Source organism: Wolbachia endosymbiont of Encarsia formosa (assembly GCF_039540065.1).
Classification (GTDB): domain Bacteria; phylum Pseudomonadota; class Alphaproteobacteria; order Rickettsiales; family Anaplasmataceae; genus Wolbachia.
Genome location: NZ_CP154278.1, coordinates 708854 through 725198 on the forward strand (window position 1 = coordinate 708854; position 16345 = coordinate 725198).

Below are 16345 nucleotides of genomic sequence, written 5' to 3' on the forward strand. Positions count from 1 at the left end.
GTTATGATATAATTTTACCTTACATATAGTAAAGGTATTTTATAGATAATTATGATTAGCTCTATACAAGAACCTAATGAACTCAGAAAACGTTTACAAGGATTTTATCGTACTGATGAAAAAAGCTGTGTACGTTATCTTGTAGAAAAAGTAGAACTTTCGGTTGATTCGAAAAACAGAATTTACAATATTGCAAAACAAGTTATTGAAAAAATCAAACACAATAAATTAAGTATTGTAGATTCCTTTATGCAGCAATATTCGCTTTCCAATGATGAAGGAATAGCATTGATGTGCCTTGCTGAATCGCTACTTAGAATACCAGATGATTACACAATAGACGAATTGATCAAAGATAAAATTACCAACCAAGAATGGAATAAACACTTGGGGCGTTCCTCTTCATTGTTTGTTAATGCTTCCACATGGAGCTTGATGATAGGTAGCAGTATATTGAGAGATAATGAAGGCGATTCGAAGTTCTATTACGCAATTTCTAAGTTACTTAAGAATTTAGGAGAACCGATCATTCGCAAAGCAGTAAAACAAGCAATGTCTATGCTTGGTAATCATTTTGTTGTTGGAGAAACCATAGAAGAAGCTTTAAGATATGCAAAACTAGATGACAATAGTAAGTTTTTATACTCTTTTGATATGCTTGGCGAAGCTGCTCACACAGCTGAAGATGCAGAAGAGTGTTTTGATTCATACATGCACTCAATAAAAGCTATAGGTGCAACTACTGAAGTGAATGATTGTTTTAAATCCCATGGAATTTCAATAAAACTTTCTGCTTTGCACCCACGTTATGAATTTGGTCAATTTGACCGAATTGCTGGTGAGATATTTACTAGGGTTTTAGAGCTCTGTCGTGAAGCAAAAAAATACAACATTTCACTATGCATAGATGCAGAAGAATCAGAAAGACTTGAGATGTCATTAGTTTTATTCGAGCAACTGCGTCTTGATGAGTCACTTTCTCAGTGGGGAGGGCTTGGCTTGGCTGTACAAGCATATCAAAAACGTGCTTTATCTGTGCTTGATTTTGTTGAGGATGTTGCTATCCGATCAAAGCATAAAATTATGGTAAGGCTTGTGAAAGGTGCATATTGGGACTCAGAAATCAAGTGTGCACAAGAGCTAGGGTTAAGTGGTTATTCAATATTTACAAGAAAAAGCTATACTGATGTATGCTACCTTGCGTGTGCACAGAAGCTTTTAAGCAAAGTAAATCACTTTTACCCATGCTTTGGAACTCATAATGCCTATACTTTTGCTACTATAATAGAGCTTGCTGACAAAGATCATCCTGGATTTGAGTTTCAGCGTTTACACGGAATGGGTGAGGATTTATATGATTATGCAATGTCAGAACTTGCAACAAGCATCAGATGTCGTATATATGCACCAGTTGGTAAACGTAGTGATTTATTACCATATATTGTTAAGCGTCTTCTTGAAAATGGAGCTAATAGTTCGTTCGTCAATCAAATAAATGATCCTAACGTTAAAATTGAAGAATTAGTCTCGGATCCATTAGAAAAAGCTAAAAGTTTAGAATATGAACCTCATCAAAACATTCCATTGCCACAAGATATTTTTGGAAAGGAAAGAAAAAACTCCTTGGGGATGGATATTAGTGATTCAATTACAGTTTCGCAATTTGCAAATGATATAAAAAAATTTAGTGAAAAGAAATGGCAAGTTGGGCCAATAATTGATGGAAAGGCACTACTTGACAGTGCTGAATTTATCGAAGTAGTGAATCCTGCACATTTGGAAAATGTAATTGGAGAAGTGTCAAGTACAACAAGCGCTCAGGCTTTAAATGCTCTTGAAATAGCACATAGTGCTTTTACTAAGTGGCAGAATATTTCATCAGAAGAGCGCGCTAAATGCCTTGAAAAAGCTGCAGATTTGCTTGAAGAAAGGATGAAAGAGTTGGTTTACATTCTGATCTTGGAAGCAGGAAAAATTTTATCCGATGCAATAGCAGAAGTAAGAGAGGCAATCGACTTTTTGCGCTATTATGCAATGATAGCAAAAAACGAACTGAATGACTGGAAAAAATTGCCAGGTCCAACAGGTGAAGATAACTTCATCTTTTTTGAGGGCAGAGGAGTTTTCTTATGCATATCACCGTGGAATTTTCAACTTGCTATCTTCATTGGGCAGGTTTCAGCTGCACTTGTAGCAGGTAATGCAGTGCTGGCAAAACCGGCAGAGCAAACGCCGATTATTGCCTATGAAGCCGTTAAGATACTACACGAAGCTGGAATACCAAAAAATGTATTACATCTTGTTCCAGGAGATGGTCGATATTTAGGTAAAATATTAGTGCCAGATAATAGAATTTCCGGTGTAGCTTTTACCGGCTCAACACAGACCGCTCAAATAATTAATAGAATGCTTGCCAGCAGAGATGGTCCTATTGTGCCACTTATCGCTGAAACTGGTGGATTAAATGCTATGATTGTTGATAGTTCTGCTCTTTTAGAGCAGGTAACTAAGGATGTTTTAATTTCTGCATTTCGCAGTGGCGGTCAACGTTGTTCTGCTCTCAGAGTGCTATTTATTCAAGAAGATATAGCAGAAAAACAGATAAAAATGATATGCAATGCAGCTCAAGAACTAAAGATAGGTGACCCAATACAACTGAGCACAGATATTGGTCCAATAATTGACAAAGCATCTATTGATATGCTCACTAAACATACGGAAAAAATATCAAGGGATGAAGATTCAAACCTTTTGTCCAAGGTACCCATGGATACAAATTCTTATGATGGTTATTTCTTTCCTCCGTACATTTATGAGATACAAAAAATTTCGCAATTAAAGCAAGAAGTGTTTGGACCTATTTTACATATCATACGTTTTAATAAGTCGAAGTTAAATGAAGTTATAAGTGATATAAACAATACAGGATATGGACTTACGTTTTCTTTGCAAAGCCGTGTACAAAGTCAGATCGATTTAATAAGCAAGAAAATATCAGTTGGAAATGTATACATCAATCGCAATCAAATAGGTGCAGCAGTTGGAACACAACCATTTGGCGGTAGAGGACTGTCAGGTACCGGACCAAAAGCTGGTGGTCCTAATTATCTGCAACGTTTTTCTATAGAAAAGGTTGTAAGTGTCAACACTACAGCATGTGGCGGTAACATTACACTTGCGTGTTTGGATTGATTTGCAATTTCTAAATTGGAAGTCCGTGCAGTTGTGTATGCAGTACTAAAACCTAAAACTCATACACTGAAAGGATAGTTGTGATTCTAAGGAGGATTAAAAGAAAGTCTTGTCTTTAATAAAAGAAAAAGGTTGCTATAATTCTGATAAAAGCACTATAAACAAAATGAATGTAAAAAATATCTTATTAGCGTTTTTAGTACAATTTATATTCGATTTGTCATTATTTGCGGCTGATCCTATTTTGCTTAATTGTATTGAAACTCCAGGGATTTATGATCTTGAAACAAGGCCAAAAAGCTTTAACTCTTCAAATAATTTAAGAAGAAAACCTGGATCTCCAAATAATGCAGCAGGAGAATTAATAAATGTAGTGGGTAGAGTTACTGATGTAAATTGCTTACCGATACAAAATGCTGTGGTTTCTATATGGCACGCAGACTCACTTGGCATGAGCTATTATGATGAAAATGTGGAGCTTGATCCAAATTTTGCTGGATCAGGAAGATTTGTAGTAAATAACCTTGGCTATTATAATTTTATTACAATAGTACCAGGTAAAATTGGTGATAGGGCTCCACACATCAACTTTTTGGTCCAACATCCAGATTTTCCAGAATTCACAACACAAATGTTTTTTGCTGATCATAATTGCGATAACTGTGATGATCTTCTTCTTGGTAATTTTATTGAGAGTGGACTTGCAAGCCTTCTGATAGCACCATTTACTTATAACACTCAGGCTATGAAGACCTACACATTTAATATAACCCTAGGTGGGCATAACAAATTTTCTGATAAAAGATAAAGCCCTTGCATATCATGGTAGTTCATAGTAGTCTTAAGCGCTATTGTACTTAAAATGTATATGAAAAATATCTTACTAATGTTTTTACTATGCTTTATGTGCAGCTTACAATTATTTGCAACGGAGATGTAAACGATGAAGATAACAATTTCTAAAGCTTTACCCGATTTTGAGACGCTAGTGGTAGGTTTGTTTGAGGGTGATAAGCTCATAACTAATGTTCTACAAGATAAGCAAGCTATAGATAACATCAAGAAATTTAGTGATTTTAATGGAGGTTTCGGTGAATTTTTCTCCGTTACTTCATCAGAGGGAAAAAATATTATAGTTGCTGGTCTTGGAATGAGAGATGAATGGGATGAAAGCAAAGGATTAAATATTGGTGGTAAAATATATTGTGAGCTAAGCAGATTAAGAATCAAGCGAGCGGCAATCTCAATCGAAGGCAATGCAGCAAATGTTGCATACGGTGCATTTTTGCGCAGTTTTAAATTTGATAAGTATAAAACCAAAAAGGATGAAAAAGTTACAGAATTAGAGGAGATTACAGTGCTAACGAAAGATGAGCAATTCAGTAGTGCTGAAAAATCATTTGAGCGTTTAAGACAAGAAGGTGAAGGCATATTTCTTGCACGTACTCTTACCATTGAACCACCTAATGTTTTATATCCAGAATCCTATGCTGATTATATAAAAACCGAGCTTACTAAGCTTGGACTTGAAATCGAAGTGCTTGGTAAGAAGCAGATGGAAGAGAAAAAAATGGGAGCATTGCTTGGGGTAGCACAGGGAAGTAGTAAAGAGCCAAAATTAGTAGTGATCAAATGGAATGGAGCTTCCAAGGAACAAAAGCCTGTAGCTTTTGTGGGTAAAGGCATAACGTTTGATACTGGTGGAGTGTCACTCAAGCCTTCGCGTGGCATGGAGTCAATGAAATATGACATGGCGGGTTCTGCTACTGTGGTTGGGGTGATGCGTACTCTAGCTGGACGAAAAGCAAAGGTAAATGCAGTTGGTGTAGTTGCACTTGCAGAAAATGCAGTGGACGGTAATGCTCAAAGACCAAGTGATGTAGTAACTTCGATGTCTGGACAGACGATAGAAGTGTTGAACACTGATGCAGAAGGAAGGCTCATACTTGCAGATGCTTTATGGTATACACAAGATAGATTTGCACCGAAATTTATGATTGACCTTGCAACTTTAACTGGTGCTATAGTGGTTGCACTGGGAAATAATGAATATGCTGGTCTTTTTTCAAATAACGATGAATTAGCGAATCATCTGATTGATGCAGGAAATGAAGTAAATGAGAAATTATGGCGATTTCCTATGAATGAAACTTATAACAAAATTATTGATTCGCCGATTGCTGATGTGAAAAATATAGCTCCTGCAGGTTCTGGTGGAGATAGTATAATGGCTGCACAGTTTCTACAGCGTTTTGTAAACTACACTTGTTGGGCACATTTAGACATTGCAGGCACTGCTTGGCACGAAAAAGGCACTGATATTTCTCCAAGAGGGGCAGTAGGTTTCGGTGTAAGGTTGCTAAATAAGTTGGTTGAGAAGTACTATGAGATTAATAATTAAGGATCTTTATATTGAGTTTATAGCTTAATTTACGGCTACATGAATGTCTATTTATAAGACGTAGAAAATGATATCATCAAAGTAACTTACATTTTCTTTTTTGGGGATTCTAAAGTTACACACTTGAGCAGCATCAAGAGAAAGTATTTTGTTCAAATGATGATTGTAATGATGGACTATTAAAACTTTAAAGCTATTTGGTATTGACGGTATATACTTAAGTGTTAGAATAAAATAGGAAGTTTTTAGGAGTTTATATGGCAGCAGGCGGAAAAGCGAAAACAGCTAGTAAAAATAACCCTACTCAGCGTAAGAAAGCAGAACAAAAAATGTATAAGGATAAACCGGTAAAGCCGGTTAGATATATAGACCGTGATTCACGTATGAACTATATGTCTGCTCAATACGATAACGGCAATCTAGTTGAAGATGAGGTAAGCGGAAATCCTATAAAGTGGGAAGCTGTATAGTAGTTGTGGTTAAAGTTACTATTAATTCTAAGGAATGTGAAGTAGAGCATGGGCTCACTATAATTCAAGCTTGTGAAGTTGTGGGCGTTGAAGTTCCGAGGTTTTGTTATCATGAGCGTTTAGCAATTGCTGGTAACTGCAGAATGTGTTTGGTTGAAGTTGAGGGTGGACCTCCAAAACCAGTAGCTTCTTGTGCAATGCCAGTTGCAGAGGATATGGTTATTCACACGAATACTCCCAAGGTAAAAAAGGCGCGTGAAGGTGTGCTTGAGTTTTTGCTAATAAATCACCCGCTTGATTGCCCAATTTGTGATCAAGGTGGTGAATGCGATTTGCAAGATATCACGATGGCTTATGGTAAAGGAATCAGCAGACTTGATGAATATAAGAGGGCTGTGCCAAAAAAACATTTTGGTCCGCTGATTGAAACTGCGATGAACAGGTGTATTCATTGCACTCGGTGTGTTAGATTTTTGTCTGATGTTGCAGGTACAAATGAACTTGGAGGAATTGGAAGGGGAGAAAATATAGAGATTAGTACTTACATAAAAAGGCATATTAGCTCTGAATTATCTGGGAATATTATAGATCTTTGCCCGGTGGGAGCTTTAACTTCAAAGCCCTATTCTTTTACAGCACGTCCATGGGAGCTATTACATTGTGAAACTATAGATGTGCTAGATGCTGTGGGAAGTAGCATTAGAGTTGATTATCGTGGCCTGGAAGTTATGCGAATATTACCAAGGCTGAGCGAAGAGGTAAATGAAGAATGGATATCAGATAAAACCCGTTTTGCCTATGATGGACTAAAAGTTCAGCGTCTTGATCGACCTTATGTAAAAAAAGATGGTAAATTAGCCCCAGTTGATTGGAATGAAGCATTAACTGTTGCTGCAAAGAAACTAAAGAGTACGAAATCAAACAAAATAGCTGCAATTGCAGGTGATTTAGCAGATTGTGAGTCTATGCTTCTACTCAAAGAAGTGATGCAGAAGCTTGGTTCGGGGAATATAGACTGCAGGCAAGATGGAGCAAAGCTTATACCAAATAATCGTGGGTCATATGTATTCAACACCACTATTGAGGGTATAGAAAATGCAGATTTATGTCTGCTTATAAATACAAATCCAAGAATAGAAGCACCAATAATTAACGCAAGATTGAGAAAGAGATATTTACAAGGTAATTTCACTATTGCAAATATTGGTCCTAATCTTGAATATCTATATAATGTTGAAAGATTAGGTGATGGTCCAAACGTTCTAAAAGAAATAGAAGAGGGAAATCATAAATTCTGTGAGTTACTGAGTGCGGCTCAGAACCCTATGCTAATTATCGGTCAAGATGCATTAATAAGAGATGATTCTGAATCAGTTTTAGCTCTAGCTGGCAAAATTGCAGAAAAATTTAACATGATCAGAGATGACTGGAATGGCTTTAACGTACTGCATAAGGCTGCAGCAAGGGTTGGTGGACTCGATATTGGATTTGTTCCTAGCAAAGGTGGAAAAGACATTAATCAGATGCTAAAACAGGCAGAAAGTGGTGAGATAGAAGTAGTTTATCTTCTTGGCGCAGATGAAATTGATATATCAAAGTTAGAAAGTACATTTGTAATTTATCAAGGCCATCATGGTGATAGTGGAGCACACATAGCAGATGTTATTCTACCTGGAGCTGCTTACACAGAGAAATATGCAACTTATGTAAATACTGAAGGGCGAGTACAGAGAACGAATTTAGCTGTTTTTCCTCCTGGTGAAGCAAAGGAAGATTGGTTGATTATAAAAAATTTATCCCAATATTTGTGTCTTTCCTTGCTATATGATAGTTTATTTGACGTGAGAAAAAAATTAGACACTGTTGGCCTACAGTTTAAAGATGCTGACCAAGTAGTAAAAAATAAATGGGTGTCGATTGCCTATGATGAGATCAAATTAAGTAATATCCCTTTCACTCTAAAAAAGTGTAATTTTTATATGACAGACTCAATAAGTCGCGCTTCAAAAATAATGGCAGATTGTACTAAAGCTTTCCATGGACACGCTGATTAATATCTTATTTGTTTTAGTACCGCTACTGCTTTCAGTTGCATATTTAGTATATTTTGAGCGCAAAGTTATTGGTGCAATTCAACTTAGACATGGTCCAAGTGTAGTAGGGCCATTTGGTTTATTGCAGCCGTTTGCAGATGCTATTAAATTGATAATTAAAGAGCCGATAATACCATTTAGAGCAAACACCATACTGTTTATTATGGCTCCAATGCTCACCTTTATTTTAGCATTAATTTCCTGGGCAGTTATACCATTTGGAGCTGAAATAATTACAGAAAATGGACAGCAGGTAATAATCCCTAAGGTAATAGCAAATATTAATGTTGGAGTGCTTTATGTGCTAGCTATATCCTCTTTGGGAATATATGGCATTATTATTGCAGGCTGGTCTAGTAATTCTAATTATGCATTTCTTGGCGCTATAAGGTCAGCTGCTCAAATGATTTCATATGAAGTTTCAATAGGTCTAATAGTTGCTACAGTTGTTATTACAACTGGCACATTAAATCTCGGAGAGATGGTGGTAGCGAAACATAATATGCCATTTTGGATTGATTTGCTACTAATGCCTATGGGAATAATATTTTTTATTTCTTTGCTTGCAGAAACTAACCGTCACCCATTTGACTTGCCAGAAGCTGAAGCAGAGCTTGTCTCTGGGTATAATGTTGAGTATTCATCAATGCCTTTTGCTCTCTTTTTCTTGGGAGAATATGCAAATATGATTTTAGCAAGCGCTATGATGACAATATTCTTTCTAGGAGGGTGGTATCCTCCATTAGAGCTTAGTTTGCTGTATAAAATTCCTAGTTTAATCTGGTTTGTTTTGAAGATAGTTGTACTTTTGTTTATATTTGTTTGGATTAGAGCTACAATACCTCGTTATCGTTATGATCAATTAATGCGTCTTGGTTGGAAAGTATTTTTGCCAATATCGGTACTTTGGGTTATACTCATTTCAGGAGTGTTGCTTTTTACTGGGAATTTGCCTGGATCCAATGTTTAATTTCCCAAATACAAGGTTAAGGCGTAGGCGCTCAGGCAAGTGGATTCGCACTTTAACAAGTGAAAGCACTTTATCAGTAAATGATTTGATTTTTCCCTTATTTGTTCATGACGGAGAAGAAACAATTGAGCCAATTTCTGGCTTACCTGATATCAAATGTTATTCAATAGATGGGCTGGTTTCCATAGCTCAGGAAGCTAAGGATTTGGGAATTAATGCTGTTGCAATTTTTCCTGTAGTTGATAGTAAACTAAAATCTGAAAACGCTGAGGAAGCGTACAATCCTGACAATTTAATCTGTAAAGCAATTTGTGCTGTAAAATCAGATGTACCGGATATTGGCATTATTGCAGACATTGCACTAGACCCATACACTACTCACGGTCATGATGGCATTTTAAAAAGCAGTAGGATAGATGTAGAAAACGACGAGACTGTGTCAGTATTATGTAAGCAAGCTCTTGTTTTAGCAAAAGCAGGATGCGATATAGTTGCTCCTTCTGATATGATGGATGGCAGGATAGGAAAAATAAGAGAAACATTGGATGATAATGACCTTCAGAATGTGTCAATATTGTCCTATGCAGTAAAGTATTGTTCTAGCTTCTATGCGCCATTCAGGAAGGTTGTCGGTTCGTGTGCGTCATCAAATTTCATTGATAAAAGTGGTTATCAAATGGATTATAGAAATGCACGCGAAGCAATCTGCGAAATCGAAATGGATATAGATGAAGGCGCAGATTTTATTATGATAAAGCCAGGTATGCCATACTTGGATGTAATAAAAACAGCAAGTGAAAAGTTTAATTTTCCAATTTTTGCTTACCAAGTAAGCGGTGAATACGCAATGATAAAAGCTGCAGCAAATAATGGCTGGCTGGATTATGACAGAGTGATTTATGAGTCTTTAATTGGTTTTAAACGTGCAGGTGCAAGTGCAATATTTACCTATGCTGCACTTGATATTGCAAAAAATTTGGTATCTACTTAGCAGTGTGGAACATCTAAATAGGTAGCTGGCCGAAATGACTTGACAAACCTTCCCACTTTCCTTATCATATCAATAAGAGTATTTATCCTTGTTTTTAATCTCTGCAGATTTAACAACAAAAATTCAGTAAAAAACTCAGGTATATATTGGCAGATTACATAAAATTATAGCGGCTGCATGTCTTTTTTATTTTTTCTACATTCAGCCAAAACACGCTTATTTTAAGTGTTAGCACATTATTACAATGCCAATTTAAATTATTATAGGGTTAAAACTCGTTACAAGGGGATTTTTTGCCTTTTTTTTATTTGGTAAATTTTTTAATATTTATAGCTAAAGCTTCAGGCCAGCGCTTCTTATTACCTGGTCTGGATTCCAGCGTCATGCGCTGGAATGACATCAACTTTTGAATTTTAGTTATGCAAGAGATCTAATGACACAAATGGGCAACTTGGATAACATTCCACTATGTCATTCCAGTACTGGAATCTAGAAAAAAAGAGCCAATCTATGGGCACTGGGATGACGATAGAAGGGGCAACGGTTATTGGTAAACTTAGATCGTTTTTAACTATTTGCCTTTTTTCTATGCAAGAAGTGTATTGATAAGTCCATTACAATTCAGTATTGTGAAAAATATAAGTCAAGTGTTAGTTAGGACATGGGGATTTTTTTTCAATTTTTGGGTAAGATGCTAGGCAAGGTTTTTCCTGCCAAAATAGTAAGCTCTTTTTTAGGAGTAGGATATTTACCGGGTTGGCAGCATTATTGGTCTTCTTTTCTAATATTATTTATTACCGACATTATATTAATGCTTACATACGGAGGTGATTTTATACTATATAAAATGCCGAATTCAGGCATAGTTGTAGCTGCTATTTTTACCAAGCTAGCAATAGTTATGTTAGTGCTTCAATTAGTTGCAATATCCATTTTTCACATTCAAGATCCTTCAGCCAGCAGTGATGAGAATATAGTAGTACAAATAGCATCAGGACAGGTGATGACTGTTGCGCTTTCGATGCCGGCAATAATGTCAATTTATTATATTGTAAGTAAATTCTATTTAAGTATATGCAAGGCAATACTTCAATGTCCATTTTGGTTTAATGATCTTATGCATTTGTTCTTTTTCTTTATAATACCTTATTTATTTTTTAATATTGTAGAAGTAATAAAACCATGGCCGATAAGTACGATACAGCTTAGTTATAACAATGCAATATCAATCACATTTGAAGGGATTTTTCATGTGTTTTATGCAGTGATTTTATTGTACTTGACTGCATTTATATTCTGCGATCTGACTATGCATGATGCGATTGTTCTAAACAAAAGCATATTTGAGTATGTAAAAGAAAGTTCAATAGCCTTGAGTGACTATTTTCATGGCACTATTAAAAAAATAAGTATAGAATAGTACTTATTTGCTTATGTATTAAGTTTAAAAGATATACAGTTTGCGTGAATCTACATGATATAATAAAGGGATTACAAGATTTTTGGGCAGATGAAGGGTGTACTATACTTCATCCATATACGTCTGAAGTTGGAGCTGGAACACTACATCCCGCAACAATCATGTCAGCAATTGATGAAAAATCAACAAAAATTGCGTATCTACAACCAGTAATAAGACCTACAGATGGGCGTTATGGCGACAACCCTAATCGCTTATATCAGCATCATCAATACCAAGTTATAATAAAACCATCTGGCAGCAATTTGCAAGATGTTTACTTAAATAGCTTAAAAGCTCTTGGTGTATCGACAAAAGAATATGATATTAAGTTTATTGAAGATGATTGGGAAAACCCAAGTGTTGGTGCATCCGGTCTTGGTTGGGAGGTTACATGCAACGGAATGGAAGTAACACAACTTACTTATATACAGCAAGTGGGAGGTATTGACTGCAGAATAATTCCTGGTGAAGTAGCATATGGGTTAGAGCGTTTAGCAATGTGCATACAGGGTGTAGATAATGTTTACGACATAATGTGGAACGATAATGGTGTAACTTATGGAGATATTTTTAAACAAAGAGAGCGAGAGTTTTCTTACCTGGCACTTGATTATTATGATACTAAAGTAGTACAACAGCAGTTTGAGGATACAGAAAAACTGTGTAAATTCCTTGTTGAAAAAGAATTGCCGATAGCAGCTTATGACCAATGTATTAAAACGAGCCATCTACTTAATATACTTGATGCAAGAGGTGTGCTTGGTGTGAATGAACGTACATCCTATATTGGTAGAGTGAGAGAGTTAACAAAAAAATGCTGTGAATTATATAGAGCAAAGTAGAATATGTTGTCACAATTATTGTTTGAATGTCTTTCAGAAGAAATTCCATCAAGAATGCAGAATTCATCTGCAGCTCAGGTTAAGAGCTATATCACTAATGCTTTTAGTAAAAATAATGTGAAATTTGCATCTATAGAAGTTTATGTGACTGCACGTCGCATTGCTCTTTTTATTGATGGCATAAGTGCTTTAGAGCTAAAAGATTCTAACAATGAAATTAAAGGACCAAGAGTTAATGCACCGAAAAGTGCTATCGAAGGTTTTTTGAGAAAAAATCGGAAAGGTGAAGAAGATTTACTCATTCGCAAAGTAAATGATGAAGATTTTTACTTCATTAAGAGAGAAAGCTGCTTATTTAACATCAACGGGTTTCTCAAAAATCAACTGGAGGAAATGCTAAAAAACTTTTCTTGGCCAAAGAGTATGAGATGGAGTGAAAGAAAAGAGAGATGGGTTAGGCCAATTAAAAATATTCTATGTATTTTAAATGACGAAATAATACCTATATCTTTTGCAGGGGTTACAGCATGCAACGTGACGTATGGTCATAGGTTTCTTTCAGGTGATGCAGTACTTACTGTTAAAACACCCAAAGACTATTTTGAATTGTTAGAAAAAAATAATGTCATTCTCCAGTTGGACAAAAGAAAGCAATTTATACTAGATCAGATTAATAAGTTTACAGAAGAGGAGAACTTACAACTTGAAAAAAATGATTATTTACTTAATGAATTGGCAGGGCTTATAGAGTGGCCAATAGTATTATTTGGTAAAGTAAAATCATCAGAATTACCGAAGGAAGTAATATTTAGTATAATTAATACGCAGCAAAAGTATCTTGCTTTAAGTGATGGACAGAAAATATCACATTTTGTTACTGTTGTAAATGTTAACAATAATGAAGTTGTCAAAGGTCATGAAAGAATATTAGAAGCACGTCTTGCTGATGCCCAGTTTTTGATATCTCAAGACAAGAAGGAAAACCTAGATTACTATGTCAAAAAATTGAGCTCTATTTCATTTCATGCTTCGCTCGGTAGCGTAGAAGAAAAAGTGAAGCGTATTATCGCTCTTTCAAAGTATATAGCGATATTTATTCCACATGCTTCATTAATTAAAGTTGAACGTGCTGCATATTTAGCAAAGGCAGATCTTGCAACGTTGATAGTGAAAGAATTTCCTGGATTGCAAGGAGTAATGAGTGGATACTACGCTTCTTATTTTCAAGAAGATAAAGAAGTAGTAGAAGCTATAACTGAGCACTATAAGCCAATTGGATCGGAGCAAGAATGTCCTAAATCTCCTACTGCGATTGCTGTAGCTATTGCAGACAAGATGGATAGTTTGGTTGGTTTAATTGCAGCAGGTGAGAAAATCTCTGGTTCGTATGATCAGTTTGGTTTGCGGAGAATGACAATTGGTATAATTAGAACAATACTTGAAAATAATTTGCATATTCCAATTAGATTGCTGATAGATAAGTCAGTATCTTTATGTTCAAGACTTCTATTGAATAAAAATATAACTCCAGTTGATAAGCCAAGTGAAAAACAAATTTCAGAACTAGTATTTAAATTCTGCTTAGAAAGGTTCAAGATTATTTTAAAAAATAGAAATATAAGGCAAGATGTTGTAGATTCAATACTATATAAAGTCGATATTAATGATCTGCTGAAAGCGGAAAAGCAAACTGTGATATTGGATCGTTATCTTAGTACAAAAGAAGGTGAACAGGTTCTAAGCACTTATAAAAGAGCCAGTAATATGATGGGCAAAGTGAGAAAAAGTGATGGCACTACTTATAATCCATCTTACAGTAAGAAGTTTTTGATTGAAAATGAGGAGATTGCGCTATCAAATTGTGCTATAGCTGCTTGTAAAAACATAAAACAAGCGATAGAAAATAACGACTTTAATACAGCGCTTGATGAACTTGCTCGTTTTGCTCCATTTATCAATCAATTTATGGACAGTGTAAAGATTAACTGTGATTCTAATGAGCTTAGAATAAACAGGTTATCTTTGCTTGCAAATGTTGTTTCTACCTTTCATTTAGTAGCAGAGTTTAACCTTATACAGGTTAAACAATTGATAAATGCTCAGGCAATATAAGGAACAAATCAAATCATCTCCACAATCCTGTGGCGTTTATAAGATGATTGGAGATAAGAGTAAGGTTTTATACATTGGTAAAGCAAAAAACTTGAAGTCGAGATTATCTGACTACCTTCAATTCGAAAACCTTTCTGAACGAATCAGAGTAATGATCTCACAGGTTATTAAGGTTGAAATATTCATCACTGAGAATGAAATCGAAGCATTGCTTCTTGAAGTACAGTTAATAAAATCGTTAAAACCATCTTATAATATTTTGCTTAGGGATGGAAAATCTTATCCTTATATAACAATTTCTAAGCATGATTATCCAAGAATAGCGAAATATAGAGGTAAGTTTAAGAAGAATGAGTTTCATTACTATGGCCCTTTTCCATCTGCTGCTGCTGTTAAGAACACTATATTATCATTGCAAAAAGCTTTTCTCTTAAGAGTATGTTCAGATCAATATTTCTCTTCAACAAAAAGACCATGTCTTGAGTATCAAGTTAAGCGCTGTTCAGCACCATGCGTAGATAAAATTACAAAAGATGATTACTGCAAATCAGTAAAACAAGCACAAGATACTCTGCTAGGAAGGAATAAAGAAGTGCAAAGACAGCTATTTTCTACAATGGAAAAGTGCAGTAGGGAGATGAACTACGAGCTTGCTGCTGTCTATAGAGATCGATTGAAATTTCTTCAGCAGATTCAAATGCAGCCAATGGATTTTTCTTTTGAAGAAGATGCAGATTTCTTTAGCGTTGTACGTGAGGCAGACTTAGCATTCATTGGTGTACTATCTTTCAGAGATAAAGGTAACTATGGAAGCATTCCTTACTTCATTGAGAATTGTAGTGATCATCCAAATGATGAAATTTTATCAACCTTTTTGGTCAATTTGTATAATCCAGTTAACACACCACCAGCGCAAATTTACGTTCCCGATTTTATTAAGGATAAGGAAATTATAGAACAAGCACTTTATGATCTTACTCAAAAATCAATAAAAGTTTTGCATGCGAAAAATAGCAAAGAACGTGATTTGTTGAATTTTATTTACAATAATTCTCAGCATAGCCTAGAGCAGAAGCTTACTGATTATAGAAATAACCTAGAAAAGCTCGAAGAGCTTAGGAAGATTTTCTCGTTACCAAATATTCCAAAGCGTATCGAGGTTTATGATAATAGCCATATATCTGGAAATCAACAAGTTGGTGTGATGATTGTTGCAGGGCAGGAAGGTTTTTTAAAAAGTGAATACAAAAAATTTACTATAAAAGAAGAAATTTCAGGTGATGACTATAAAATGATGAGAGAAGTGCTGACTAGACGTTTCTCTGGCAATATAAAAGATATAATCCCTGATTTTTTACTGATTGATGGCGGTCCAGGACATGTTTCCATAGTGCAGAATGTGTTGGAAATATTGAATATAAAAGTTCCTTTTGCTTGTATGGCAAAAGGTCATGATCGTAATGCAGGAAATGAAAGATTTTATGTGCCTAGCAGAGAAGAATTTACTCTAGCAAGTGACAGTAAGGTCATGCTTTATTTACAATTGCTGCGTAATGAAGCTCACCGTTTTGCAATAACTTCGCACAGAAAAAAACGCGATAAACAGTTTTTTGCTTCACAATTAAGTGAAATATCAGGTGTTGGCAGTAAAAGAAAGAAGGCACTCATGTCTCATTTTGGTTCGGTAGAAAATATAAGCAAAGCTTCTCTAGCTGAAATTCAAAACGTACCTGGAATTAGTAAAGGTTTAGCAGAAATCATTCTTCAACACGTGAATTCTAAGAAAGGTACTCCTAAATAGGTACTCTAAAA

11 protein-coding genes are annotated in these 16345 nt (G+C 35.4%); all 11 read left to right on the forward strand.

Features of this window, described 5'->3' with window-relative positions; translation table 11 throughout:
• Positions 1-51 precede the first annotated feature (51 nt).
• The 11 genes from putA (at position 52) to uvrC (ending at position 16334) form a co-directional block, all read left to right on the forward strand.
• Positions 52-3192, forward strand: coding sequence for a bifunctional proline dehydrogenase/L-glutamate gamma-semialdehyde dehydrogenase PutA (putA, locus tag AAE962_RS03815; RefSeq protein WP_343288639.1), 3141 nt, complete (start codon positions 52-54; stop codon positions 3190-3192).
• A 166-nt stretch (positions 3193-3358) separates the two neighbouring features.
• Positions 3359-4000: a protocatechuate 3,4-dioxygenase gene (locus AAE962_RS03820; protein ID WP_343289576.1), complete on the forward strand. Its 642-nt coding sequence runs from the start codon at positions 3359-3361 to the stop codon at positions 3998-4000.
• 135 nt (positions 4001-4135) lie between these two features.
• Positions 4136-5593 carry a leucyl aminopeptidase gene (locus AAE962_RS03825; RefSeq protein ID WP_343288640.1) on the forward strand — a complete coding sequence of 486 codons (1458 nt, stop codon included), beginning with the start codon at positions 4136-4138 and terminating at the stop codon, positions 5591-5593.
• Positions 5594-5850: 257 nt separating this feature from the next.
• Positions 5851-6063 carry a hypothetical protein gene (locus AAE962_RS03830; protein ID WP_006279675.1) on the forward strand — a complete coding sequence of 71 codons (213 nt, stop codon included), beginning with the start codon at positions 5851-5853 and terminating at the stop codon, positions 6061-6063.
• Entirely contained in the window at positions 6048-8117 is a 2070-nt protein-coding gene (gene nuoG, locus AAE962_RS03835) for an NADH-quinone oxidoreductase subunit NuoG (RefSeq protein WP_343288641.1), read from the forward strand. Before AAE962_RS03830 ends, nuoG begins: the two co-directional genes overlap by 16 nt.
• Positions 8101-9126 carry an NADH-quinone oxidoreductase subunit NuoH gene (gene nuoH, locus AAE962_RS03840; RefSeq protein WP_343288642.1) on the forward strand — a complete coding sequence of 342 codons (1026 nt, stop codon included), beginning with the start codon at positions 8101-8103 and terminating at the stop codon, positions 9124-9126. The genes nuoG and nuoH overlap by 17 nt, the downstream gene beginning before the upstream one ends.
• On the forward strand, positions 9119-10117 hold the full coding sequence (hemB, locus tag AAE962_RS03845; RefSeq protein ID WP_343288643.1) for a porphobilinogen synthase: 999 nt from the start codon (positions 9119-9121) through the stop codon (positions 10115-10117). Before nuoH ends, hemB begins: the two co-directional genes overlap by 8 nt.
• 661 nt (positions 10118-10778) lie before the next feature.
• On the forward strand, positions 10779-11537 hold the full coding sequence (locus tag AAE962_RS03850) for a phosphatidylglycerophosphatase (RefSeq protein ID WP_343288644.1): 759 nt from the start codon (positions 10779-10781) through the stop codon (positions 11535-11537).
• 44 nt (positions 11538-11581) lie between these two features.
• On the forward strand, positions 11582-12421 hold the full coding sequence (locus tag AAE962_RS03855) for a glycine--tRNA ligase subunit alpha (protein ID WP_343288645.1): 840 nt from the start codon (positions 11582-11584) through the stop codon (positions 12419-12421).
• 3 nt (positions 12422-12424) lie between these two features.
• Positions 12425-14533, forward strand: a complete 2109-nt coding sequence (gene glyS / locus AAE962_RS03860; protein WP_343288646.1) for a glycine--tRNA ligase subunit beta — start codon at positions 12425-12427, stop codon at positions 14531-14533.
• On the forward strand, positions 14517-16334 hold the full coding sequence (gene uvrC, locus AAE962_RS03865) for an excinuclease ABC subunit UvrC (protein ID WP_343288647.1): 1818 nt from the start codon (positions 14517-14519) through the stop codon (positions 16332-16334). The genes glyS and uvrC overlap by 17 nt, the downstream gene beginning before the upstream one ends.
• The last annotated feature ends 11 nt before the right edge of the window (positions 16335-16345 follow it).

Excerpts from the sequence above, each read along its gene's own strand:
- putA (WP_343288639.1), top strand. The coding sequence starts at position 52 with ATGATTAGCTCTATACAAGAACCTAATGAACTCAGAAAACGTTTACAA.
- AAE962_RS03820 (WP_343289576.1), top strand. The coding sequence starts at position 3,359 with ATGAATGTAAAAAATATCTTATTAGCGTTTTTAGTACAATTTATATTC.
- AAE962_RS03825 (WP_343288640.1), top strand. The coding sequence starts at position 4,136 with ATGAAGATAACAATTTCTAAAGCTTTACCCGATTTTGAGACGCTAGTG.
- AAE962_RS03830 (WP_006279675.1), top strand. The coding sequence starts at position 5,851 with ATGGCAGCAGGCGGAAAAGCGAAAACAGCTAGTAAAAATAACCCTACT.
- nuoH (WP_343288642.1), top strand. The coding sequence starts at position 8,101 with ATGGACACGCTGATTAATATCTTATTTGTTTTAGTACCGCTACTGCTT.
- hemB (WP_343288643.1), top strand. The coding sequence starts at position 9,119 with ATGTTTAATTTCCCAAATACAAGGTTAAGGCGTAGGCGCTCAGGCAAG.
- AAE962_RS03850 (WP_343288644.1), top strand. The coding sequence starts at position 10,779 with ATGGGGATTTTTTTTCAATTTTTGGGTAAGATGCTAGGCAAGGTTTTT.
- glyS (WP_343288646.1), top strand. The coding sequence starts at position 12,425 with ATGTTGTCACAATTATTGTTTGAATGTCTTTCAGAAGAAATTCCATCA.
- uvrC (WP_343288647.1), top strand. The coding sequence starts at position 14,517 with ATGCTCAGGCAATATAAGGAACAAATCAAATCATCTCCACAATCCTGT.